General features: G+C 50.9%; 21 protein-coding genes. 12 read left to right on the forward strand and 9 right to left on the reverse strand.

Annotated elements, in window-relative coordinates; all coding sequences use genetic code 11:
- Nucleotides 1–305 precede the first annotated feature (305 nt).
- The 5 genes from Q8O92_15060 (at nucleotide 306) to Q8O92_15080 (ending at nucleotide 9380) form a co-directional block, all read left to right on the forward strand.
- Entirely contained in the window at nucleotides 306–1715 is a 1410-nt protein-coding gene (locus Q8O92_15060; GenBank protein MDP2984637.1) for a hypothetical protein, read from the forward strand.
- A gap of 576 nt (nucleotides 1716–2291) precedes the next feature.
- A complete protein-coding gene (locus tag Q8O92_15065; protein MDP2984638.1) occupies nucleotides 2292–3107 on the forward strand; it encodes a CPBP family intramembrane metalloprotease in 816 nt (271 codons plus the stop codon).
- Nucleotides 3108–3458: 351 nt separating this feature from the next.
- Nucleotides 3459–5489, forward strand: coding sequence for a hypothetical protein (locus Q8O92_15070; protein ID MDP2984639.1), 2031 nt, complete (start codon nucleotides 3459–3461; stop codon nucleotides 5487–5489).
- Nucleotides 5490–5544: 55 nt separating this feature from the next.
- Entirely contained in the window at nucleotides 5545–6606 is a 1062-nt protein-coding gene (locus Q8O92_15075) for a FecR domain-containing protein (GenBank protein ID MDP2984640.1), read from the forward strand.
- Nucleotides 6603–9380 carry a hypothetical protein gene (locus Q8O92_15080; GenBank protein ID MDP2984641.1) on the forward strand — a complete coding sequence of 926 codons (2778 nt, stop codon included), beginning with the start codon at nucleotides 6603–6605 and terminating at the stop codon, nucleotides 9378–9380. The genes Q8O92_15075 and Q8O92_15080 overlap by 4 nt, the downstream gene beginning before the upstream one ends.
- A 113-nt stretch (nucleotides 9381–9493) precedes the next feature.
- Here Q8O92_15080 and frr read toward each other — a convergent pair whose 3' ends face one another.
- The 9 genes from frr to Q8O92_15125 form a co-directional block, all read right to left on the reverse strand.
- The gene (gene frr / locus Q8O92_15085; GenBank protein ID MDP2984642.1) at nucleotides 9494–10051 is read right to left on the reverse strand and encodes a ribosome recycling factor; all 558 of its coding nucleotides are present in this window, start codon (nucleotides 10049–10051) and stop codon (nucleotides 9494–9496) included.
- Nucleotides 10044–10772, reverse strand: a complete 729-nt coding sequence (gene pyrH, locus Q8O92_15090; GenBank protein ID MDP2984643.1) for a UMP kinase — start codon at nucleotides 10770–10772, stop codon at nucleotides 10044–10046. The genes frr and pyrH overlap by 8 nt, the downstream gene beginning before the upstream one ends.
- A 54-nt stretch (nucleotides 10773–10826) precedes the next feature.
- Nucleotides 10827–11426, reverse strand: coding sequence for a translation elongation factor Ts (tsf, locus tag Q8O92_15095; protein ID MDP2984644.1), 600 nt, complete (start codon nucleotides 11424–11426; stop codon nucleotides 10827–10829).
- Nucleotides 11427–11509: 83 nt separating this feature from the next.
- On the reverse strand, nucleotides 11510–12484 hold the full coding sequence (rpsB, locus tag Q8O92_15100; GenBank protein MDP2984645.1) for a 30S ribosomal protein S2: 975 nt from the start codon (nucleotides 12482–12484) through the stop codon (nucleotides 11510–11512).
- 118 nt (nucleotides 12485–12602) lie between these two features.
- Nucleotides 12603–12995, reverse strand: coding sequence for a 30S ribosomal protein S9 (rpsI, locus tag Q8O92_15105; GenBank protein ID MDP2984646.1), 393 nt, complete (start codon nucleotides 12993–12995; stop codon nucleotides 12603–12605).
- Between the two features lie 16 nt (nucleotides 12996–13011).
- Nucleotides 13012–13443 (reverse strand): 50S ribosomal protein L13, encoded by a 432-nt coding sequence (rplM, locus tag Q8O92_15110; protein MDP2984647.1) that lies wholly within the window; start codon nucleotides 13441–13443, stop codon nucleotides 13012–13014.
- A 281-nt stretch (nucleotides 13444–13724) separates the two neighbouring features.
- A complete protein-coding gene (locus Q8O92_15115; protein MDP2984648.1) occupies nucleotides 13725–13985 on the reverse strand; it encodes a hypothetical protein in 261 nt (86 codons plus the stop codon).
- A gap of 12 nt (nucleotides 13986–13997) precedes the next feature.
- A complete protein-coding gene (locus Q8O92_15120) occupies nucleotides 13998–14423 on the reverse strand; it encodes an ATP-binding cassette domain-containing protein (GenBank protein ID MDP2984649.1) in 426 nt (141 codons plus the stop codon).
- Nucleotides 14424–14438: 15 nt separating this feature from the next.
- Nucleotides 14439–14816 carry a GntR family transcriptional regulator gene (locus tag Q8O92_15125; protein ID MDP2984650.1) on the reverse strand — a complete coding sequence of 126 codons (378 nt, stop codon included), beginning with the start codon at nucleotides 14814–14816 and terminating at the stop codon, nucleotides 14439–14441.
- Nucleotides 14817–15118: 302 nt separating this feature from the next.
- Between Q8O92_15125 and Q8O92_15130 the strand changes: the two genes are divergently transcribed.
- From Q8O92_15130 to Q8O92_15160, 7 genes are all read left to right on the forward strand, one after another.
- Nucleotides 15119–16162, forward strand: a complete 1044-nt coding sequence (locus Q8O92_15130; GenBank protein ID MDP2984651.1) for a sugar phosphate isomerase/epimerase family protein — start codon at nucleotides 15119–15121, stop codon at nucleotides 16160–16162.
- A gap of 151 nt (nucleotides 16163–16313) precedes the next feature.
- On the forward strand, nucleotides 16314–18386 hold the full coding sequence (locus Q8O92_15135) for a M28 family peptidase (protein ID MDP2984652.1): 2073 nt from the start codon (nucleotides 16314–16316) through the stop codon (nucleotides 18384–18386).
- Nucleotides 18387–18578: 192 nt separating this feature from the next.
- Nucleotides 18579–19589, forward strand: a complete 1011-nt coding sequence (locus Q8O92_15140) for an ABC transporter substrate-binding protein (protein ID MDP2984653.1) — start codon at nucleotides 18579–18581, stop codon at nucleotides 19587–19589.
- A 77-nt stretch (nucleotides 19590–19666) separates the two neighbouring features.
- Nucleotides 19667–20455, forward strand: coding sequence for an ABC transporter permease (locus Q8O92_15145; protein ID MDP2984654.1), 789 nt, complete (start codon nucleotides 19667–19669; stop codon nucleotides 20453–20455).
- On the forward strand, nucleotides 20452–21261 hold the full coding sequence (locus Q8O92_15150) for an ABC transporter ATP-binding protein (GenBank protein ID MDP2984655.1): 810 nt from the start codon (nucleotides 20452–20454) through the stop codon (nucleotides 21259–21261). Before Q8O92_15145 ends, Q8O92_15150 begins: the two co-directional genes overlap by 4 nt.
- A gap of 1 nt (nucleotide 21262) precedes the next feature.
- The gene (locus Q8O92_15155) at nucleotides 21263–23320 is read left to right on the forward strand and encodes a HAMP domain-containing sensor histidine kinase (GenBank protein ID MDP2984656.1); all 2058 of its coding nucleotides are present in this window, start codon (nucleotides 21263–21265) and stop codon (nucleotides 23318–23320) included.
- 56 nt (nucleotides 23321–23376) lie between these two features.
- A partial coding sequence (locus Q8O92_15160; protein ID MDP2984657.1) for a response regulator occupies nucleotides 23377–24118 on the forward strand: 742 nt, incomplete at its 3' end.

Raw genomic sequence — 24118 nt, forward strand, 5'->3', positions numbered from 1 at the left:
AAGTCAATGCAATAAAGTTGGATTCATATTCCCCCCTTAACAAGGGGGGATGCCAAAGGCAGGGGGGATTTCTTCTTCCCGGCGAATAAAGATCCCCCCGCCGCTTGAGCGGCGACCCCCTTTTTAAGGGGGTAAAAAAAAGAAACTCCAGCACCAGACATTATCTGATTTACTTTACACTAGTTAGAAATCGATTGCCGGAGGAATGTTTCCTTTGTATACTTCTGAATCAAGGTTCAGACTTATTTTGCATCTTTGTGACTCTGCGAGAAAAAATCTTTACTCACAATCCGGGAAAGGAGTCAATGGTGAAAAGGTGTGCGTGTTACGGTTTGGCATCGGTGTTATTGTTTGGTTTGAGCGGCATGGCCTGGGGCCAGAAAACGGAAGCCGACCGGAAAGCCCAGGTAGAGCAGTACGACAAGAAACATGTCCGTTACTCCACCGGCATGTCAACCGATGCCTCCAAAGATTTTCTTAAAGTGCCTGACTCGTATGCTGGCAAGACAGATTTTATCATGGCGAAAGTCGTTCCCGAGATCGATTTTGCTCCTATCCGAAACCTTTGGCCGGAATTCTTCCCCGAGGACAACAAGGGTCTCTGGTCGTCATGGGGCGAGGTCACCCGCGGGCCGAACGGCAAATTCTACATGGCCGCCGGAGACCATCGCTGCAAGGACGGCCAGGTTTTCATCGTCGAATACGACGCTGCCGCAAAGGAGCAGCGGGTCGTAGTGGATGTGGGAAAAATCTGCGGCTGGAAGAAAGGGCAGTATGTGGACGGCAAGATACACGGGTGTATGAGTATCATGCCCGACGGCACTCTGGTCGCCGCCACCTGGAACGGCTCTCCGATCAAGCAGGAGTGGCTCGATCACGGATATGTCAAGGGCGGACACCTGCTGACGTATAATGTTCTGACCGGAAACGCCGAATATCACGGCAGCCCCTTTGTAGGCGACAGTTGGCCTTACCATGTTACCGACACCCAGACCGGGGTGTTCATGGCGGTCGGCGCTGAATATTATTTCATGGCCTACGATGTCAAACACCGGAAGCTCCTCTACGGCGGGATGCCCCCGGACGGCATAAAGTGGAATCTCCGCTCGACACTGCTCGACCTGAGAACCGGTATACTGTATGCCACGGACTCAAGCACCCCGGACAATTTCTTCATCAGCTACGACCAGCGCACCAACCACTTTGCCCGGCTCGCATGCAAAACCCCGCCCAATCCGGTCTCCGGCAAAAACTCCAATATGCGCGCCTATACCGAGCGGCGCACACCGGACGGCGTTTTCTACTGCATGGACCAGGTAGGAACGATGTTCAAATTCTGGCCGGACCAGGAGAAAACCGAAACCATCGGGGTGAACTGGGACAAATCCGGGGTCTATACCACCTCGGTGGATATCAGCCCGAAATTCCGATATGTCTACTATGTACCCGGCGCCCACGGCGAAGCCTACAAGCTCGGAGTTCCCGTGATCCAGTACGACACGAAAACCGGACAGAAAAAGGTGCTGGCCTTCCTGGACAAATTCTACCAGGACAACTACGGTTATGTTATGGCCGGAACCTTTGGCATCGAGCTTTCACCGGACGGCTCCCTGCTGGTCATCGAGATGAACGGGGGATTTGGGCCTCCGGCCAGCCGTTTCGAGCATCCTTCCATCATCGCGGTGCATATTCCGGAATCGGAAAGGGCGGAGTAAGGCTTGACTTTTTTAAAAGCTTGTGAAAAACTCTGTTTAATTGATAGATGCCGAAACGGTTTCATCGTTCCCGCGAAACGGCAACAAGTTCGGCATGACGTCATCCTGAACTCGTTTCAGGATCTATAATGACAATAAAAACCAACTTTTTCACAAGCCTTTATAATCATTATTTTATGTATCGTCCGTAAATCTTTCCATGAATTTTTAAAGCTTAAGGAGAGGGGGAGCTTTGAATATTCTGAGAAATATAATACTGTTATGTCTTTTCGCAAACAGCGCGAACGCCGCTGTTTATTATGAATACCATATAACAACTAATGCTCAATCTATTCCTGTTTCTTCAAGCCCCGATGACACTATTTCGCACACAAGCCTTACTTTTGGTCCTCGGTGAGATAAACAAATATTTCCATGAAATGCGCAAAGAAATATGTCGCCATGTACAAATCACCGATAGGGGAGTTTCGGGGGCGTTGTTTCAATAAGAAATTACTTTTTCTCATAGTATGTGCCGCCCTCTTGTTCCTCTTGCCGGCGTCCCCCTCCTGCGCCCTGGAATATGGCGAAACGCCATTGCTCATCGAACTCCTCCCCGGGGCTACTCACCTGTATCAGGGAGATACCAAAGAAGGCGCGGCATTCCTCGGTTTGGAGCTTCTCCTGGGAGCCGCCGCGGTCAGCGTGCACGGGAGGCTGGGGCATGACGGGAGGAAGGAGTGGAACATACCTCTCATCCTTGCCGGGCAGGTGTATGCGGCGGACAAGTGGAGGTTTTACCAGAAAACCCGGACACGGTACAGTCCCGCCGGACAAAAAAGTGGAGTACGGTTCGACCCATCCCCTCTGAACAGCTTTCTCCTTGCGCCGTTCGAACCGAAAAATATGACCTCTCCTCTGGTAATAGCTTGCGCTCTCTTCGGTATCGTTGATGGTATTGTCGCCTATCCGCAACACGCAAAACGGTTTGGCGACATATCCTCTGTGGGCGCTGTCGGAAACCGCCTGAACAGAACCCAGGGCACTTTGTACTACGAAACCTCTTCGGCCGCCCTCAGCTATGGCGCGGCAGTATCCGAAGAGATGCTCTACCGTGGAATTCTCTTGCCGGTTCTGGACCAGCGATACGGAAAAAGGGCCGGACTGTACGCATCTTCCGTCATTTTCGGAATACTGCACCTCACCAATCCTGACATCGAAAGACCGGTCTACTTTGTCAGTCAGGCGACCCTGGCGGGATTTCTATTCGGACGAATTGTGCAGCGTAACGGATACCTCTTGAGCGAGGCCATCGCCGGGCACTTCTGGTATGATTTCGCTTCTCTGACCACCACCTGGCTTCTGAATCCCAAAGAGAACCCCATCGGCCTCTCGATAGGGTTCCGGTATTGAAAAGCAAATAGATGCCGAAACAAGTTCGGCATGACACGTGTCATCCTGAACTCGTTTCAGGATCTAATTGCGCAATCATAGTATCACACTTATTAGTGGTTCAGACAGTTTTTACCTTGTCGATTTCAACTTTCTTTCAAAATTGTGATACAGATAACATTTTTTCAAAGACCTATTTGTATATGTCAACCATAAATTCTTTACTGTTCTATTTTCTTGCCAAAGAATTGACTTGACATTTAAGCGTCAATGTTTTTGTTTTAACTACATCAAAAAGCTGCTTGAGTATCAACTCACATAAATAAACGGTTTATCTAAGGAAATGGTTCTTTCCAGGGGAGGAAAAACACTATGAGGATAATTACCAGGCTCATCGCCGCGGTTTTTCTGGCAGTCATACTTGCCGGAATACCGGCGGCGGTGCAGGCCAGAGTCATGATGACAGGAATGATTAATCCGTCAAACGGATTCAGCTTCGACATCATCGAAACCGCTACATTCACCGTCGATGACTGGATATCCAGCAGGAATGTCTGGTGGCTTACCATCGACAACACTTCCGCCGGACCATCCGACACCCTTTCCATCACCTTCGCGGAAATCAATATCCATATCGGCTCCACCCGTTACCCGGACATCATCGGTACCGGGGCCTCTCCTGCTAAAATCTATCTTATAGGTTCCGGCAGCCGCTACTTCCGTCAGAATAATCCGCTTCGCACCAATGAAAAAATGGTGGTGGACAATACCATGGTTTCAGGCGGCGGGAATTATGTAAGCGGGAAATGGAGCACTGCTTTCAAGGATGAGGTTGTCCGTATCGGATTTCTCCCCGAAGGAACGTACACCATGGAGTTTTCCCTCCATGGGAACTACAGCGACGGGCGGTCGTTCGACAATGATGTGGATCGGATTTCCGCTACTATCCAAATCAAAAATCCGAGGCCTCCCGAGCTGGTTTCTCCGGTTCACATGACCGAGGATGCAGTTTCGGTTCCCCGTTTCACCTGGCAGGCGCCTCAGATTTCCGACCTTTCCCAACTGGGCAAGGCCATAAGAACCTTCTATACATTGACGGTCTGGAAAATGTTTTCGGAAAACGGCGCCTTTCTTACCCAGTTTGAAGCGATCCGGCGTATTCCGATCTGGAAACTCACCGACCTGACCGTCCCCTCTGCAGATTTCGATCCTGGCACCTCCCGTGAAGAGCTGGTCAGCGGACGGAGATACTGCTGGCAGGTACAGGCTTTCGACAGCATGGGGCGGGTTATCGGCTCCACCAACGAGGGAAAAAGCGATGTCTGGCAGTTCACCGTTCGGTTTGTGCCATTGACCGTGAATCAGCCGATATTGTTCAATCCCCTGAGATTTTCCTGGACCGCCGCCCAGGCGGGAGGAAGCACGATTCTCTATAACGTTTCCATCGCCGATAACCAGGGTTTCGCACGGGCATACATAAGCCGCGGGCAGACTTTAACCAGCTTCAACTATCCCTCCGACGCCCCGGCGCTCACCCCTGGCAAGCCCTGCTACATCCGGATTCAGGTAACTGATGACAAGGGGATTCCGATCGGTGTTCCCACCCAGGAGACAGTCACCATCCCTCTCTCCGAACTGGTACTGCTCTCTCCCGATGACAATTTCTCCTCTTCCACTCTCACTCCGGCTTTCCGGTGGAGGGGGGATGCAAAGAATTATGTGGTTACCGTTTCCCAGGAAGGTACCCGCTGGTCGTATGCCTCTCAGAAAACCCAGGAAACAAGCTGGACCTATGACGGGGAGGAACTGAAACGCGGTCAGACCTATTCCTGGAAGGTGACCCCGACCGATGATAACGGCAATCTGCTTGGAACAGGATCGGAAGCCCGGCGGTTCACCATCCCGGTCGAAGGACAGATCACCCTTGTCAGCCCGGTCAATACAAGAATAGATACCATATTCCCTACCTTTACCTGGAATGCCCCGAGCACCGGCGGCGAGGGGATAACCTATATCCTGACTATCTATACGGAAACCGGGACCGTAGCGCATACCGCAAGTGTCACCGGGACTGCCTACCAGTATCCCCAGACCGGAACGATGCTCTCCTATGCCGCCAAATACCTCTGGGATGTGCGAGCCCAGAGGAACGGCGCCGATTTGGGCACCAAAAGCGCGCAGGCTTCGTTCATAACCCCGTTTGTGACGCCTGCCGCCGGCGCCGAGGTTTCTCTCGATGATGTGGGCGCGGCCATCAAACTACTGGCGGCCGATTTTCCCCAAATCGCCGCTTTGAAGAATAAGACAGTCACCGAAATGAAGGATAAAAACGGCCCGGTCACACCCGCGCAGCTCCGTGATCTGCTCGACAAATTCAAAATCAAATCCGTGACCATAAAGTGAGACCGCGATGCGAAGTATACAGGTGATAAAAACCGACAACTACGGGAAGATACCTATGAATAAGAGATTTCTGCAGTGGAGAGTTTTACTCCTGTTGCTTGCCATCCTGGCATTTCTGCCGGGCGCGGTCTGGCCGCAGCAGGGACCGACGCCGGTAGCGGTGATCAAAAACATCAACGGCAAAGCCGATTACCGTAAGGACGACAAAGACAACTGGAAACCTGCCAAGGTGGGAGATAAACTCTTTGAGGGCTACCAGCTCCGGACGGAAACCGGGAACAAGGCAGTGATTGTGTATGCTGCAACCGCTTCACGGGTTCTGGTGAACGAGAATACCCAGATAGAAGTTCAAGCCCAGGCAACTACCCCCGGCGTCAAGCCTGCCAAGGATCGTACCAAGCTCATGATGGGAGAAATCTACTCTCAGGTTACGGGGAAGAACTACGAAGTGGAAACCCCTTCGTCGGTGGCTTCGGTTCGCGGAACGATATTCGATTCCAAATATGATCTCGACAGCGGGGAGGCTACTTTCCTCGGTATGCAGGGTGTGGTCGAGGTCAGGGACCTTATGAATCAGCTCGGAACAGTGCTCCTGAAGCAGATGCAAATGACTACTGTGAAGAGAAATGAGAAGCCCAAGGATCCGGTGGATGTATCGAAGGATGACGCGAACAAGAGAACCAACTGGACCAAGGGAGCGGAACCTAAGTGGAAGCTGAACATGGTGCCTGAAGGCGGAGCCAGCCATGAAGTGGAAACCACCTTCACCCTGTCGCTTTACACAATGGACGCCAAGACCGGGTCGATGGATTCCGGAGCTTCGCTCGATATCAAATCGTTTACAGCCAGCTCCGATATAATCGATTTCTCCACCGACAAGGGCAAGAACTGGACAACGACTCCTCAGATCAGGATTTCCGGCGGCGCAGCATCGCTCCTCGCACGTGTGAAAGCCGAAGGAACGGTGGAAATCACCGCTACTACGGATGATGCGCAGCCTGCTTCGTCCACACTCACGGTCGCCAAGGCAAAGCAAAGAAGAACCATAGATATCAATTTTGCTGATCCGAACGGCCAAAATCCAAAGACACTTACCCTGGAGCTTGAGGAAAAATGACACAGCCTCTGAAAAGAAAAGAAGACGCGGCCCGGCTCCATCCGCGCCGCGCAAGCCTGGTGATCATCCCCATTGCGCTCCTGGCAGCCCTTTGGAGCACGATGGCCGGCGCCGACTCACTGCCTCCCCAGATCAACATGTATATGAACACCGAGGAGCGTGAGCCGGGGGTGATCAAAACCACGGTCATGGACGATACCAAGGTATCGAAAGTGACCCTGTATTACCGTACACCCGGTGAAATCCGGTATAATTCCATTGACATGAAACACCGGGATGATCTGTACTACCGGGAGCTCAAACGTGAATTCGGCGTAAGCGGAACGGTGGAATACTACATTCTTGCCCAGGATGCCTCGGGCAATCAAACCTCCCAGCCGCCGGTCAACCCGGAAGAGCGTCCCATGCGCACGGCTTTGGACGCGAATGTAAACCAGTCTGCTGAAGAGGTGGTCCTCTCAAGCCCCGAACCGGGAACCATGGTGCTATCCGGCGATCAGTTGGTCATTGTGACCTTCTACAAAACCGACCGTGAGGTGGATATGGCCACCGTCCGGTTCAGACTGGACGACCGCGACCGTACCCGCGATGCGCAGATTCAGGACAACATGATCATCTGGCAGCCGCGCTATCCCCTGGTTGACGGCACCCACATGATCGAGGTCATTGCCCGCGACACCAGTGGTAATGCGGTCGGCCCGAATGTCTGGACATTCCAGGTCAAGAGCAAGATTCAGCTCCCCCTGGGCGCCAAAGGGAATTTCTTCATGGGCCTTCAGCGCGATGACCGTTCCAATAAATCCTCCGGTATAGTGCCCCTTTACAACAATCGGATCGATCTCGGGCTTGAAGGGGAAAAGAGCTGGCTTTCCTGGAATGCCGGAGTCATGCTTTCGAGCGAGGATATGTCTTTCCTCACAAGCGAGAAGCTGGCGCCTACCCAGCCGGTCAGCCGGTTTTATTTCGATGCCCGGTCCCGTAATTTACGGGTGCATTTCGGGGATGACAATCCCAATTTCAGCGACCTTTCCCTGAACGGCATCCTGGTGCGCGGTCTTTCCGCATCGTATAAATCCAATTACTTGAATGTAGACCTGGTTCGCGGATACAACCAGCGGAATATCGGCGATGAAGTGGAAGTCGTACAGGGAGTTTCCAATGTGAACGCCGCAAGCTATGTCGATCAATCAGGCCAGGCGGTGGACATCTCCTCCATGCCTTTCCAGAGAATCATCCAGGATTCGAACGGAGTATTCCATGTCTATGAATTCAGCCAGGGTTCGCTCAAACGGAATATAACCGCGCTCAAGCTGGATATTTCTCCCGTGCGGAACCGGTACGCCACCTGGAATTTCGGGATCAATCTCTTCACCGCCGAGGATGATTCCACTTCGCTCAAGTACGCTTACAACGACAGCTTAAAGACACGTTACGCCTATTATAATTTCGCCAACAGCCAGCCCGACAGCTTCGTGACAGAGTACAATCCCAAGAAAAACTGGGTGGGTACGGTTCAGACCTCTTTAAGGTTCAATAACAACCGCTCGGTCGTCACAGCGGAGTTCGGCGGAACCCTGGTCACCGACAATATGTTCGGGGTGGTCTCTGAAGATATAAAAAGCGAGCTGCCTACTCAGATCAGCGACAAGCTGTTCCGCTTCAACGGCTCGACTCAGACCTCGTTCGACAAGATGAAGCTCAAGGACAACGTGGGCAAGGGAGTCCTTGACGCCCTCACCTCGGTGTACTCATTAAAACTTATGACTCCTCTGCCTATTCCGAAACTGAGCAGCCGGTTTCGCGGAGAGGTCTACCGGATACCCACCCATTATGTATCCCTGGGTAATCCGAATCAGAAAACCGACATAGGCGGATACAAGCTCGATCTCAGGTCACAGGCGCTGAAGGATCAGGTGTCCCTCGATCTGGGATATGAAGTCTACTCCGACAACCTTGACAGCGAACGGCAACAGTTCGGCGCTCCGGACAACACGGGAAATCCGACGCAGAAGGATCTGACCAAGGATACGAAAACCGCCAATGTCACTGTCAGTTATCGCCCGCAGATTCTTCCGGACTATGCACCCAATATGTCCATCGGGTATCGTACCTATACCGCGGTCAACAATCTCGACTTGGTGAACAATACCGTGGTGAACCCCGGCGACAAGAGCAAAATCCCGGACTGGAGCAAGAAACTTGACATGTTCACAAATACGCTCATGCTTACCCTGGGCGGCATCGTTCCGGTCGGCGAACAGCGTCATGCGGCGACTGTCAGCATATCGACCATGGCCATCGGCGACAACCGTGATGTGGCCTCGTATGTTAAGAACGAATCAGACAACACCACGGTGATGCTCAACGTGAATTCGGCCATAAACCCGCTTCCCCTGTCCCTGAACATCACCCTGGGACAGACCGGGAACAAAGCCTATTATCAGATCACTCCCACGGACGGCTCCTCGCCTTCCCGCAAGAGCCTGACCACCGATATCACCATGGTGAATCTGACTGCCACCTACAAGTGGTTCCGCGACCGCCGTATGAGCACCCTGGCCGGATTCGGCTTCATCGGGTCTTCCAACGGCGATACCGGCACGCACCGTATCGACAACACCAAAACCACAGTGCGGTTTGAAGCCGAGTACAAGGTCAATCAGATGACTGCGGCCGGGGCATCGCTGAGATTCCTCAACTTTACCGATACCGTAAACAAGGTGAATAATTTTACCGAGCCGATTCTCGGATTTACGCTGCGGTCGAATTTTTAAACGAAGGGGGCCGGTGAAAACCGGCCCTTTTTGTGGTGCGCCCGGCAGGGCGCACCACCAAAAAAAGGCACCCCTTTCGGAATGCCTTTTCGTTTTTTTTCACAATTCACCAATCACACGGTCATGATCTCTTTTTCCTTGGCCTGGATGACCTTGTCCACCTCTTTGATATGCTCATCGGTAATTTCCTGGGCTTCTTTTTCACCCCGGTGCATATCGTCTTCAGTGATTTTTCCCGCCTTTTCGGAGGCTTTGATCTTCTCGATCGCTTCACGCCGGATGTTGCGGATAGCGACGCGGGTGTCTTCGCCAATTTTTTTTACCACCTTGAGAATCTCTCTGCGGCGCTCCTCGGTAAGAGACGGAATGGGGATCCGTATGGCTCGGCCGTCGTTATTCGGATTGAGGCCGAGATCGCTGGCCCGAATCGCTTTCTCGACTGCGGAGAGCGTGTTCTGCTGGAACGGCTGTACCATGATAGTCTTGGCATCGGGGACCGAAACGGCTGCGACTTGTTTGATGGGAGTCATAACCCCGTAAAAATCCACTTTCACCGTATCCAGCAACGCTGCGGAAGCCCGTCCGGTGCGGATGGTCGTCAGTTCATGGCTTAAGTGTTCGATGGCTTTTTTCATGTGGTCGACAGTGACTTTTTTCAGTTCCTTATCCATTGATTTCCTCCTTTACAATCGTCCCCACCGGTTCTCCGTTCACTACCCGGAGGAGGTTCCCTTCCACAGTAAGATTGAACACCACGATGGGAATTTTGTTTTCACGGCACATGGCGATGGCTGTCGCATCCATGACGCCGAGACCCTGTTCAAGAACCGCATTGAACGAGACTGTATCGAATTTTTTAAAGGCAGGATTCAGAACAGGATCGCCTTCATACACCCCATCCACCTTGGTGCCTTTGAGAATGACATCAGCCTTGATCTGCACCGCCCGCAGCGCCGCAGCGGTATCGGTCGAAAAATAGGGATTCCCTGTTCCTCCCGCAAATATAACGATTCGGCCTTTTTCCAAGTGACGGACCGCGCGGCGGCTGATGAACGGTTCCGCAAGCTGCACCATGGTAATGGCGGACATGAGCCTGGTATATACATTCTTTTTTTCCAGGGCATCCTGGAGGGCAAGGCCGTTTATTATGGTGGCGAGCATACCCATGTAATCGGCGTTTACCCGATCCATGCCTTTCGCTGAGGCCCGAAGCCCGCGGAATATATTTCCCCCGCCGACCACCAAAGCAACCTGCACCCCCAGGGTATAGACTGCCTTGATCTGACAGCAGATGGAATCAATCGCTGCGCTGTCAATGCCAAAACCCTGCTTTCCGGCGAGGGCTTCACCGGAAAGTTTTAAAAGTATCCGTTTATAAGCTGGCATGTATATCCCTTATCCGTCCCGGCCGGGAGAAGTGAGTTGTTCCCACCCCCGGACCAGCTACTATGCTCCGACCTGGAACCGGGAGAAACGGTTGACAATAATGTTTTCGCCGATCACTGCGATAAGATTCTGCAGCATATCTTTGATGGTGATCTTTTTGGTTTCGTCCCTGATATAAACCTGGTTCAACAGGCAGGATTCGGCATAGAATTTTTTCAGACGCCCATCTATGATTTTGTCCACAAATTCCGGTTTCTTCCCTTCGTTCAGGGCCTGACAGCGGTAAATCTCCCGCTCCTTCTCCACAATCGCGGGATCAATGTCCTCTTCAGAGATAGACAATGGATTTGTGGCGGCTATATGCATTGCCAGATTACGGGCGAATTCCTGAAATTTCTCGTTACGGGATACAAAGTCCGTTTCGCAGTCGACTTCCACCATGACGCCAAGTTTGGCGCCTGGATGTATATAGGTGGCGATATACCCCTGGTTGGTGGCGCGGCCGGAGCGTTTCTGCGCCAGCGCAATCCCCTTCTGACGGAGGATGGTGATCGCTTTTTCCACATCCCCCTGGGCATCCGCCAACGCTTTTTTGCAGTCCATCATGCCTGCGCCTGTCTTCTGGCGAAGGTCCATGACATCTTTTGCGGAAATATCCATATGGAGTTCCTTTCCTCATGTATGTAGATGCCGAAACGGTTTCATCGTTCCCGCGAAGCGGCAACAATTTCGTAGTTCGGTTTTCAAACAGTCGCTTTCGGCTTGGCGTCGCCTTCACGCCGGCTTTTGGGGGGTCTAGCCCTGATAATCGGGCGAATCACCCGCCCGGTCACCTCTTCTTCCGTTTCTTTCACTTTCTTTTTCCGCGACCTTTTCCGGTCATCCTTATCCGGTTCTTCTCCCAGAGTTTCTACGGTTTCAATGACCTGTTCGCGATCGACAGCGGCCACTCTCCGGCGCTCGGGTTTACCTTCGGCACTTTCTCCGCTTCCTTCGGCAGGCTGTTCCTTTTCAGCGATAGCGCCCTCATCCACCTGTAACTGGATGCCCTCGTTAATGGAATCTGTAATATTAGTAAGGATGAGTTTGATCGATCGGATGGCGTCATCATTGCCCGGAATGGGATAGGTTATAGGATCGGGATCGCAGTTGGTATCCAGAATGGCGCAGACCGGAATTCCGAGACGGTTAGCTTCGCTGACCGCGATATTCTCTTTTTTGGTATCCACCACGATGAGGAGACCCGGGAGGCGGTTCATGAGGCGAATACCGGCAAGAACCGAGTTCAGGCGTTCGCGCTGTTTTTCAAGGGTCAGGACTTCTTTTTTTGTGAGATGCTCGTAAGTCCCGTCGGTAGACATCTTGTCGAGATGATCGAGCCGTTTTACGCTCTGGCGAATGGTGCGGAAATTGGTGAGCATGCCGCCCAGCCAGCGGCTGGTGATGTAGAACTGTCCGCTGCGTTCCGCTTCTTCCCTGATGATGACGGCAGCCTGGGGTTTCGTACCGACATAGAGGATGGATTCACCGCGGGCTGCGATTTCCCGTATGGCTTCACAGGCTTTGTTCAATGTGGCAAGAGTTTTCTGGAGATCGATGATGTAGATGCCGTTACGTTCGGTGAAGATGAATTTCTTCATCTTGGGATTCCAGCGCCTTGTCTGATGACCAAAGTGTACGCCGGATTCCAGGAGATCCTTGATGGTAATCTCAGTCAAATTGAAACCTCGTTGTTCGGTGTGTTATACCTCCGTTCCGGTCAACCTTCCGGGTAACCGCTCATGAGCGGCACAGACCCGGGTGTCACGGAACGTGTGTGATAGATAAAAGCAGCTTTTACCGTTTGGAGAACTGATAAGCTCTCCGGGCCCCGGCAAGACCGTATTTCTTCCGCTCTTTAATCCGTGAGTCTCTGGTAACCAGTCCGGCTTTCTTGAGCACGGGCCGCAGTCCGGCGTCCATGATCAAGAGCGCCCGAGTGATACCGTGCCGTAAAGCGCCTGCCTGGCCGGAAAGCCCGCCGCCGTTGACATTGGCGATAATATCGAACCTGCCGATGTTGGAAGTCAGCTCAAGCGGCTGCTCGATGAGGAGAATCGAGGTCAGACGGTGAAAATAATCCGGCGCATTTTTGCCGTTGACGATGATCTTGCCTGTTCCGGGTAAAAGACGCACCCGGGCAATGGCGTTCTTGCGTTTTCCCGTTGCTACAAATACTAATTCAGCCACACTACCTTCCTTTCATTTACAGTGCATACATTTCAGGCTTCTGCGCCTGATGATCATGGTCGGGACCGGCAAAGACGCGCAATTTTTTAAACATCTGACGGCCCAGAGTGTTGTGCGGAAGCATTCCTTTGATGGCTCTTTCCACAATCCGTTCCGGATACTTGGCTTTAATGTCCTTGAATGCCAGAAATTTGTTATGGCCCACATAGCCGGTGCTCACCACAAAATACGTTTTCTTCCCCTCCTTATTGGCAGTGAGGCGAATCTTGTCGGCGTTGACCACGATCACGTAATCTCCGGCATCGACATTTGGCTGAAAGATCGGCTTCTTCTTGCCGCGCAGGATGGCGGCAGCCTCGGCGGCCAGCCTTCCCAGTATCTTGCCCTCGGCATCGATCACAAACCACTTGCGCTCGATCTCGGCAGGTTTTGTAACATAGGTTTTCATCCGATACTCCTTTAAGGTGTATTTTCGCTTATAGAGACTGCAAATATAATAAATTACATTTTAATCGTCAATGTTTTTTCGGAGAAAAAAGGAGAGGCAGGTGGGTTTGTTTTATTGAAGCAGCGGATTACGCGGATAAACGGAGATAGAAATTATTACATTTCGAACATATTTTATTGAGTTTCTTCTCAAAATAGATGCCAAATAGATGCCGAAACAAGTTCGGCATGACACGTGTCATCCTGAACTCGTTGCCGCTTCGCGGGAACGATAAAACCGTTTCAGGATCTTTCTGCTATTTCCTCGAAAATCCCGGTGAGCGATTTCCCTTTCTGTTCGCGCAGAAGGTCGGCCTGGCTGGAAAGAACGATTTTACCCTTTTTCAGGTAGAGCACATCCTCGATGAACTCCTCCACCTCGCTCACCAGGTGGGTACAGATGATGATGCCCTGTTCGCCGTAGCGGAACTCATGGAAAAGTGTGGAAATGATCTTTTTGCGGGAGGGAGGATCGATGCCTCCGAGCGGCTCGTCCATGAGCACCAGTCGGCTCGGCTAGGAGAACGCGAACACCATCTTGAGCTTTGCCTGCTGGCCTCGGGAGAGGACGCCGATGCGGTCGTCCGGGGAAACATTGAGGAATGCGAGCAGCTCGCGGGTTTTATCCATATCCCATCCGGGATAGAAGGAAGCGAGGAATTCCATCTGCTCCATGACCCGCATCCACTCGTAGAAGGGGTTGATGTCCGGCAGATATGCCACTATCTTCCGCGTTTCCAGCCCAACCGGCATGTCGGCGACGGTCACCCCGCCCCTGGTGGGACGGGTGACTCCGGAAATGATGCGGAAGAGGGTGCTTTTCCCCGCGCCGTTCTCTCCGAGCACACCGAGCACTTTCCCCTGGTCTGCGCTGAATGTCACTCCCTGGAGCGCCCATTTTCCAGGATATTTTTTGGCGACATCCCTGGCTTCCACGAGCATGTTTTTCTCCCTCTATTATTTGTTGAGTGAAAGATTCCCGGCAATCATTTCCATGAGCTCCCTACGATGGCCGTTCTGAAGGTCAAGGGCGGTCACTTCTTCCACGAATCGTTTCACCGCGGCTTCTGCGAGTATCTCGCGCTCGCACTCGATGCGGTTTTCATCCTTGGTTATGTATGAGCCCTGCCCGCGGCGGGTGAGCACAAATCCCTCGCGCTCAAGTTCCGTGTAGACACGGGCGATGGTGTTGGGATTTACTCTCATTTCAGGGGCCATCTCACGGACCGAAGGGAGTTGCGAACCCGGCGGATACTGACCGCGAACCGCGCGCTTCTTGATCTCCTCCATGATCTGGAGGTAGATTGGCCGGTTTGGATCGATGAGAATGGGCATGTTAACAAACCTTTAAAAAAGTCTTTATTACTGTATAGATCCTGAAACAAGTTCAGGATGCAGTGGACTCTTCGACAGGCTCAGAGTCCTCTGACCGAGCACTGAGCTTGTCGAAGTGCACGCGTCATGCCGAACTCGTTTCGGCATCTATTTCGAAAAGCAACTGTATTACTGTACTATTGATATAGTACAGTAGAAAAATGGGCTTGTAAAGTGTTTTTTTGTTTTTGAATTTTCTCCAAACCTTTATACATTAGGTTGAAAACACCATCGATCATTAAGAATAAAAGGAGGAAGAATCCGTGAAAAATCGCATCAACAGACGTCAGGCGCTTGGAGTCGGCGCGTCTGCCGCCGGGCTTATGATGGGGACTGCGCCCGCCCCATCGGAAGCGAATGTAATGCCCGATGTATGGGGCGAAGATTTTCTCACCCAGTGGAGCCCGCCGGAGAAGGTCAAGCGCGACCTCAATCCCGGACCGAGCCATATCCGTCTGAGCTGCGAGACTTTTCGCATGAGGAAGGCTAAAGGCGGGAGCTATGCCGACCAGGTGAAAATCATCCGTGACGCCGGGTACACCGCCTGCGAGGCGGGCGCAGCCGGGTGGGATTTCAACATCTCCGACTCGGAAATCAGGGAGATGCAGGCCGCTCTGAAACAGTACGATGTGGAATTTTACGGCCTCCATGTCTGGATCAACATTATCGATCCCGACCTTCAGAAACGCGCCAATGCCCATAAGTTGAACTGCCAGGCAATCGAGATGGCCGACCGGCTTGGCATGAAATTCGTTCTCACCCATACCGGCGGCAGGAGCCCTATCAACAAGGACGTGCCCCATCCGCTGAACTGGACAAAGGAAACCTGGGACATGTCGGTCGCCGCGGTAAAACAGATTCTGAAAGACACTTCAGGCAGCAAGGTCGATCTCGGCTTCGAGGCGGTGAATTCGTGTAACAATAATACTCCCCAGTCCCATGTGCGTCTCAGGAAGGATGTCGGCGATCCCCGCGTCAAGGTCACTCTTGACCCTTCCAACATGCTGCATCCGGGCACATTCTACCGTACGAGCGAGCTGCTCAACCAGTGTTTCGCGCTCCTTGGCGAGGACATCGTCTACGCCCATGCCAAGGACCAGGTCTGGCGTGATATGCTTCCCCATATCGAGCCGATCACTTTGGGCAAAGGTTCCATGGATTACGAGCTCTTTCTTGCTCACCTCAGCCGTATGAAGAAACCGCGGTGTCTCCTTCTCGAGCATTTGCCTCAGGATCAATATGAGCCTTCGAGGCAGTTCCTTCTCGATACCGCGAAAAAGATCGGGGTCAAGATTTACGGCGCCTGAAAGATGATAGAAGCCGAAACAAGTTCGGCATGACGCGTGCACTTCGACAAGCTCAGTGCTCGGTCAGAGGACTCTGAGCCTGTCGAAGAGTCCACTGCATCCTGAACTCGTTTCAGGATCTGATTTCAATTGTCATAAAGGATGGACAAACATGGTAAGACTTCTCCCGGTAATATTATTTTGCCTTTTCTCCTCCAGCGCCCAAGCGGCGGATATGCCGGCGCTTTTTCAGACGCTCCAGGGCAAGCTTTCCGGAAACCGCGCCCGCGATTATGCAATGAGAATCTGGGAGCACGACAAATGGTGCACATTCCCCGAATGGAAGAAGTCGGGGGGTGAAGCCCGCGCCATCATGGAGGAGCGGGGTTTCGATCAAACCGCGCTGGTGGAAACCCCGGCGGACGGTGTGACCCTTTCCGCTTCCTGGACCAATCCCATCGCCTGGGATGTGAAACAGGCCACTCTGGAAGTCATCGAGCCCGCCAATCTGCCCGATGAGATGCGCTATCTCTGCAACTGGCTGGAAAACCCCTCCTGTCTTAACATCTGGAGCGGACCAACCCCTCCCGGCGGAGTCGAAACAGAGCTGGTCCTCATGGAATCCTCCAATCCCGCAGAGATGGCAAAACTCAACCCCGCAGGGAAGATACTTCTCATTTCCGGCTCTCCCGGAGGTATGAAGAGATACCTTGACCCGTGCGGCGCTCTGGGATTCGTCAGCGATTCCATAGAAGGGAAAAACAGGGATTTCATCACTGAGAACCAGTGGTTCAATACCTGGTCCGACCTCCCCGGCGGCTGGCTCATGACCAAAGCCGACAGCCAGAAAAATTTCGCCTTTTCCATATCCCAGAAGAAAGGAACCTACCTTCGCAATCTTCTCCGCCAGGGGAGAAAAGTCCGGGTCCGCGCGGTGGTGGACAGCCGTTATTACACCAATGATACTCTTACCTCGGTCACAGGGATTCTCAAAGGATCTGGCAGCGAGGGAGAGGAAATTCTGGTCACCGGCCATTTGAACGAATGGGGGGCGAACGATAATGCCGCCGGAGTGGCCGCAATACTGGAGGCGGTTGGCGTCCTGAGCGATCTCGTCCATGAAGGAAAGCTCCCCCGCCCGAAACGTTCCATACGGGTGCTCCTGGGGGCGGAACTCTACGGCACCCTGCCCTATGTAGCCAGGAATCTGGAGAGCATGCGGGCGAAAACTGTCGCCGCCCTCTGCTACGACACCGGCGCGGAAAACTATGACCTTGCCACCACCGCGGTCAATCTGTACCTGAACCCAAACGTCTGCCCCACCTTTGTCGATGCGGTGTTCCCGGAAATCATCCGCCTGTACTATGCCCGGTATAATCCGGACAGGCTGTGGAGAACACAATCGTATTCCATGGGGACCGACACCTATTTCTGCGAGCCGATGATAGGGATCCCCACCAACTGGATATACATGAGCCAGGCCGGCCACCTGCATCATAACTCCATGGACACCATCGAAAAGGTCGATCCCCGCACGCTCCGAGAATTGAGCTTTCTCGCCGCCGCCTACCTCTACTGGATAGCGAACGCCGGTGAGGATGAACTGGCCTGGACTGCCCGTCTGACCTTCGCCCGGGGCATGGATGTCATCGCCGAAAAGGCAGAGCAGGCCAATGCGCGAATCATGAACGCCGGCAACGGCGAATCTCTCGGGAAATTGCTCACCGATGGCGCAGAAACCATTGAGTACTACACCGGCCTTGAGAGAGAAGCGATAACCAGCATCCTGCGAATCATTCCCGCCGACCGTAAGGCGAAGGCTTCGGCAGCCCTGGATCCATACCGGCGAAATCTCGATGAAATCGGGAAAACCCTGAGCCGTCAGTTTCGAGAGGCGGTGAATGAAAAGGCAAAATCGGCCTCGGTCGTCCCGGTCATACCGCCTAAAACTGAGACCGCCTGGGAGAAGGAAGCGTCTACCATTATACCGAAGAGGGCCTATTTCGGGACTCTCTCCCTGGAGGGGATTCCGGTCGCGGAGTGGCGGGAGGTTACATCTGCGCCCAAATGGTGGTCTCCCACCAATTGGGCGGTAGTGTCTTACTGGTGGTGCGACGGCAAACGGAACCTGAACGAGATCAAGAAACTCTGCGAACTGGAGGCCGAACGACCGGTTACCGGCTTCGATCTTATCAAATATTATCGCTTCCTGGAGAAGTTCAAACAGGTGGAGTTTGTGAGATAAAAAGAATACAGGAGTCAGGAGCCGGGATGAAAGAGATACCCTCGCAAAGTAAGCAGAGAAAAAGTGCATTACTCTTACTTTTTTTTAAGTCCATTTTATAGAACATTTAGGACTTGACTTTTGATATAAATTAGAAGAAATTCAACAAATTGGAGCTTATTTTGTTCCTTAATGTAGAAAAGGAGTCAGATTATGATGGATTCAAAATTTCGCGTATGGAAAAATTTAATAAGCACACTCGTAAGTGTTGTCATTGCCTGCATTCTCTTGAGTGGTAGCGGCTGCGAAAAGAAAGTATCAAAAACACATTCTACTTCTGCAAAGTTGTCGTTCGCCGTTGATGTCGTTACTATGGCTAATTCCCCCATATATATCGCGGAGGCAAAAGGGTTCTGGAAAGACGAGAATCTTAATGTAGAGATAAAGCCTTTTGTCTCGGGTCGGCTTGCACTCGATGCACTGGTCGGGAAATCCGTCACTGCGGCAACAGTTGTTGACATATCAACTGTGCTTGCTGCCTACCAGGGACACAACCCGCGGATTGTCGCGACATTTGTCACCTCTGAGAAACATGTGAATATGCTTGCACGAAGGGATAGAGGCATTTCCAAACCAGAAGATCTCAAGGGTAAAAAGATCGCTGTATCGCCAGGAACTTCAGCAGAGTTCGTAATGAACTTGTTTCTTGAGCGTGCCGGAATAAGCCGTTCTGACGTCTCCGTTGTAGCTTTGAATCCCCCCGAGATCGCAGCTGCGATTTCGCGAGGCGATGTGGACGCTGCATTTGCCTGGCAGCCTCACATTTACAATGCCCAACAAGCATTGGGAAGTAACTACGTTGTGGTTAACAGCGAAGGGATCTATAATCACCCCTTTAGCGTTGTCGTAATGGCAGAGTCAATCCCGAACTATAAAGAAGATATAAAGAAGTTGATCTTGGGGCTGATTCAGGCGGAGAAGTTCATCAAAGAGAACAGAAGTGAAGCGATTCAGATAGTCGCGAAGAGAATCGACGTTGATCCAAAGATTGTAGAGGCACTTTGGGACAACTATGTATTTGAGGTTAGCCTTGATCCTTCCCTTCCACAATCGCTTAAGAGGGAGGGTAAATGGGTGAAGAAGGCTGGTGTTGTGAAAGAAGATGCGAAAGAGCCGGACTATCAGGCTCTGGTATATAGGGGGCTCCTTCCGGCTTCTAAATAGGTATGGTGCCTATTGTCACATACTTATTCCGAAGCCCCAGTAAAGACATTTAATAACCTGATAGGTCGAATTAATCTATGAATAAATCATTCTTGGTTGACGTTTTTATAGGAGTCGGGAAACTTTTACTAGCAGGCATTTCCTTTCTGGCTTTGTGGGAGTGCGTTGCCAGACTTGGGATATATGACACAATTTTTTTCCCCCAACCGACACAATGGTTAAGAACACTTACCTTGATGATAAAAAGCGGCGAACTGGTAAGTGATATCGGGCTAAGCCTGCAACGTGCAATTATTGGCTTCCTTGCGGGTTCCGCACTCGGAATGGTGGTTGGGTTGCTCACCGGAAGATTTAGAATCTTTGATTACACTTTCGGTCAACTAATAAGGTTGATCCGTTCAATTCCTTCTATCTCGCTGGTTCCCCTTGTAATTCTCTGGTTCGGGCTAGGTGAATTTTCAAAGTACTTCATCGTTTTCTGGGGTGTTTTTTTTCCGGTCTGGATCAATTCACACGTTGGCTCTTCTCATGTTAGCCAGGAAGTGATTTGGGCTGCACGGAGTCTTGGTGCACGAAAAATTAACTTGCTGTTACAAGTTATCCTACCGAGTTCATTTCCCTTTATTATGGCTGGAATGAGGGCTGGTATTGCAATAGCATTTGTCGTTCTGGTTGCTGCCGAAATGACTGGTGCCTTTGGAGGACTGGGCTACCGTATATATGCTTCTCACCTTGTCTTTCGCGTAGACAAAATGGTAGTTGGTATTGCTACTCTGGGTGTCATAGGGGCAATAGCTGATATTGTGTTTGCGGCGGCACTCAAAGCCATCCCATGGCAAAGGGAGGATGCAAAAGGATCAGTATGACTGAAACCAATAATGCCAAAACAGCCAACGCTGAGATTGTAGCTACCGATTTGAGCGTTGTGTATAATGGAACCGAGCATCACACTGTGGCCATCAAGGAATTGAATTTCCATGTTTCGCATAGGGAATTTGTCTGCTTTCTGGGGACGTCAGGTTGCGGCAAATCCACAATCCTCAAGGTTTTGGCAGGATTCATAAAACCCACGAGCGGAACTGTTCACTTTCAAGGAAAGCCAATTGATGGGCCTAACCTTGACCGTGGATTTGTATTTCAGCAACACAGTCTTTTTTCTTGGAAGACTGTCAGAGGAAATATCGAGTTTGGGCTGAGGATGCGTGGAATGGAGGCAGGTCAACGTAAAGAGATCACCGAGGAATATATCCGACTCGTTGGTCTAACAGGATTTGAGAAAAGTTATCCAGAGCAGCTTTCGGGCGGCATGCAGCAGCGCGTTGGCCTGGCGAGGGCGTTAGCAAGTAATCCATCCGTTATAATGATGGACGAGCCGTTTGGGTCTCTTGATGCCCAAACGCGAGGAATTATGCAGGAGCTACTACTTGGCATTTGGACTGAGTCAAGGAAGACTATTGTGTTCGTCACGCATGATGTGGACGAGGCCATCGTCCTTGCTGATCGGATCATCGTTCTAACTGCCCGCCCCGGACACGTAAAAACAGAATTAGTTGTTCCTCTGTTACGTCCAAGAGATCAGAAGATTGTTGTAACCCCAGAGTTTATTTCTATCAAGCGACAGGTAATGGAGTCGATCCGGGAAGAAACGATGAAATTGCTACCAGGAAGATAGAATGAATAGCTTTAATACAATAGGTCTGCTGCGACAAGATATAATCGATTTGAAGCATATGCCAGTACGGATTGGCCATGCACTATCAACACCTAATTGCGTGACGCATCCGTTTTACCTCGTTCTGGATGAACTCCAGACTGCATTGGATGTTCTACGGATTGATGCAACCATAGAAATATCGAACAAAGAAAGACGGCTTGTATCATCTGCGCTCCCTGAGGAGCGTAAAGAACTACAACTTGCGTTGAGTGAACAGAAGGATTCACTCAACGATGAAAAGGAATATGGTGGTTGTCAGTGTTATCGAACTAAGGTCCTTTATAATAAACCAAACGAGAGCTCGTTAGTGAGGCGCTCCCTGTGGAATACTACTTTTCACACACACGTCGATTTTGGGACGAAGCCCCAGTTTCAGAATGTTCGACTACTTGAACTAGACATCTACGATGGAGGTTGTTCAGTTCTCAGTACATTACGGGAGCAAGGCGACGACTTTCATACGATCGTTGATTTGGTACGTGACTGTTCTCATGAAGTGGAGTCATGTCCTTGGCGGGAGAGCGATGTTTCTGTTTTACTTCAGAAAGTACGTTCTCTCTCAGAAAGACTTCAGACTGACTTGGATGCGCTGTCATTTTTATCTCGTGCTTTGGAGGGATTTGACAGTTGGCTTAAGCGGCTCCTTCGGACAAGGCAAGGCATTTCGCGAGATTCAGGAGATGTTGTTTCAGTTTTCGACAGTGATTTTCTTGTGCAGTTCTTCTGGGTAATATCCGGGAGCGAACAAGGTAGAACAAAACTGTTGCCTGTCTTTCTGCCAAAACAACATGATATTTTAGTCCAAGTTGTTCATGAGATGGCTCGTGAAGGTGAATTGCACTTGGGGCCAAAGGCGTTGCCACCAGAAAAGGCAGTTGAATTTGCACGCGAATATATATTAGACCGTTGTACATCTTTGGCTGGATATGTCGCTGATACAATGATGTCTGCCTATGTCGCCAGCTGGTATGAAGAACCGTTGGTAGTTAGGCCAGCAACAGACGAAGAAGCTCTATTCCAGCGACAATTATTCACAGATATAACATTCAGAAGCCAACGAAGTGCTTTTAAAGCCTCAGGACTCACTCAGAAACAGATCGAGACGTTGGACCTTTTCAGTTTTCCTGTTCTTGCGGGTGATAATGTCCTATTAGTTGTGCAGATCAATCACCCCAGCAGGATGAGTGTAGTAACACGTGGAATAGTGGCCAGTGTGATTCGTGAGACAGCAGGGGTCTTCGAAAGGTATGCAGAGTTATATGAAATATATTGTTTGTTGACAAAAGAAAAGGCTGCTCGGACAGAACTCGAGGCCTTTCGCGATGTTGCTTCTGCGATGTCGCACGACTTAGGCAATACTGTTGATACAATGCTCATAAGTTGCGCGACACTGGAAAAGATAAATATTCCAGATGAGATGCAAAAAAGCGCAATCAAGAGAATACGTCAAAGCGCGACCTCCATTCAATTGGACATTGCAGATATTTTGGCAAGGAGCGGAGACCTTGCTCCGCGTAAGATCGAGATTGGGATAAAGCAAGTATTCGACGAGTTTTTAATGACACTAAGGCCTAAAGATGTCTTAAAAATTATTTGCGAGATTCCAGACGGCCTGCGAACCATTTTTGCAGACCAAATTGAGGTTCTCCTTATGCTTCGAGAACTTGTGAGAAACGCAAAGAGGCAGATCAGAACCAGGGAAAATGGACGGATCTGGATCACGGCCTTGGAGGTGAAACCGGAGACTTGTAGCCAATTCAACGTGAAATCAATCACATTGACTAGTGGCATAATACTAGAAGTCCGAGACAACGGCCCCGGAGTTCCACTCCTGATGAAGCGAGAAATCTTCCGGGAGGGCGCCTCATATACTGGTCAAGATGGTCAGCAGCGTGGTATGGGTCTCTATTGGATTTCTCGTGCTATGGAAAGGCATTACAGCGGTCACATTTGGGAGGATGGAAGCGAGGATGAAGGTGCAAGATTTCGAATATTTTTTCCTCTTAAGGGGTGTTAATTTCTGAAGTTAAGGGCTTGAAAATGGCATTATACACACAAATAAGGAGGTAAGATATGCGTACAGTGTTTTTGGTGGAAGACAGACCGAATGAGCGGGATGCTTACAAAGATTGGCTATCAATTAATCAGTATGAGGTCGTTACAGCCTCGTGTATTGTTGAAGCCAAGTACGTACTTTACGAACGTGAGTTTGCAGTCGTCATTGTTGATATGCAGATACCAGAACAAGAAGACGAAGACCCTCAGGAACTAGGGGGGCTGACTGTTATTCAATATGCTGTAGAGCGCAACCCACTAGTCCGGTGTATCGTCCTAACGCGATACGGCGACTTGGACAATGCCATTAAAGCGATTCGCGCAGGAGCTATTGACTATGTGCAGAAAGCCACGATTGCGACAAGTATCGAATTATTACAGCGTGTTGAGTCGGCCTTTGGTTTCTACACAAGTCAAGCTAGCCTCGAACGGTGGATCCAATATTACAATCAGGAATTAGGTTGTCCGATTCACTCGAACCATACCTGCAACCGATCCGATGAGATTATTGAAAAATTCTGTCGCAACAGGATCTTTGTCGCCATACCATTTGCAGATTACGCGGATGAAGAGACTGCCATCAAAAGTGTTCTAGAGATAGCCAAGCTGGAATCCGTAATAGCGGCTAATCTGCCTGAGAGTGGTGAGTTACTCTGTAATATTTGTTGCAACATTAGAACATGTAAGTATGGAATTATTGACGCATCGAGATTGGACAGATTAAACATTTTCTATGAGTTAGGCATTATGCAAGCCTTGA

Source organism: Candidatus Latescibacter sp. (genome assembly GCA_030692375.1).
Classification (GTDB): domain Bacteria; phylum Latescibacterota; class Latescibacteria; order Latescibacterales; family Latescibacteraceae; genus JAUYCD01.

Excerpts from the sequence above, each read along its gene's own strand:
- Q8O92_15125 (MDP2984650.1), bottom strand. The coding sequence starts at position 14,816 with ATGCCCATTCTCATCGATCCAAACCGGCCAATCTACCTCCAGATCATG.
- Q8O92_15155 (MDP2984656.1), top strand. The coding sequence starts at position 21,263 with ATGAATAGCTTTAATACAATAGGTCTGCTGCGACAAGATATAATCGAT.
- Q8O92_15075 (MDP2984640.1), top strand. The coding sequence starts at position 5,545 with ATGAATAAGAGATTTCTGCAGTGGAGAGTTTTACTCCTGTTGCTTGCC.
- rplM (MDP2984647.1), bottom strand. The coding sequence starts at position 13,443 with ATGAAAACCTATGTTACAAAACCTGCCGAGATCGAGCGCAAGTGGTTT.
- Q8O92_15070 (MDP2984639.1), top strand. The coding sequence starts at position 3,459 with ATGAGGATAATTACCAGGCTCATCGCCGCGGTTTTTCTGGCAGTCATA.
- tsf (MDP2984644.1), bottom strand. The coding sequence starts at position 11,426 with ATGGATATTTCCGCAAAAGATGTCATGGACCTTCGCCAGAAGACAGGC.
- Q8O92_15145 (MDP2984654.1), top strand. The coding sequence starts at position 19,667 with ATGAATAAATCATTCTTGGTTGACGTTTTTATAGGAGTCGGGAAACTT.
- Q8O92_15140 (MDP2984653.1), top strand. The coding sequence starts at position 18,579 with ATGATGGATTCAAAATTTCGCGTATGGAAAAATTTAATAAGCACACTC.
- Q8O92_15135 (MDP2984652.1), top strand. The coding sequence starts at position 16,314 with ATGGTAAGACTTCTCCCGGTAATATTATTTTGCCTTTTCTCCTCCAGC.
- Q8O92_15060 (MDP2984637.1), top strand. The coding sequence starts at position 306 with ATGGTGAAAAGGTGTGCGTGTTACGGTTTGGCATCGGTGTTATTGTTT.
- Q8O92_15120 (MDP2984649.1), bottom strand. The coding sequence starts at position 14,423 with ATGCTCGTGGAAGCCAGGGATGTCGCCAAAAAATATCCTGGAAAATGG.
- Q8O92_15150 (MDP2984655.1), top strand. The coding sequence starts at position 20,452 with ATGACTGAAACCAATAATGCCAAAACAGCCAACGCTGAGATTGTAGCT.
- frr (MDP2984642.1), bottom strand. The coding sequence starts at position 10,051 with ATGGATAAGGAACTGAAAAAAGTCACTGTCGACCACATGAAAAAAGCC.
- Q8O92_15080 (MDP2984641.1), top strand. The coding sequence starts at position 6,603 with ATGACACAGCCTCTGAAAAGAAAAGAAGACGCGGCCCGGCTCCATCCG.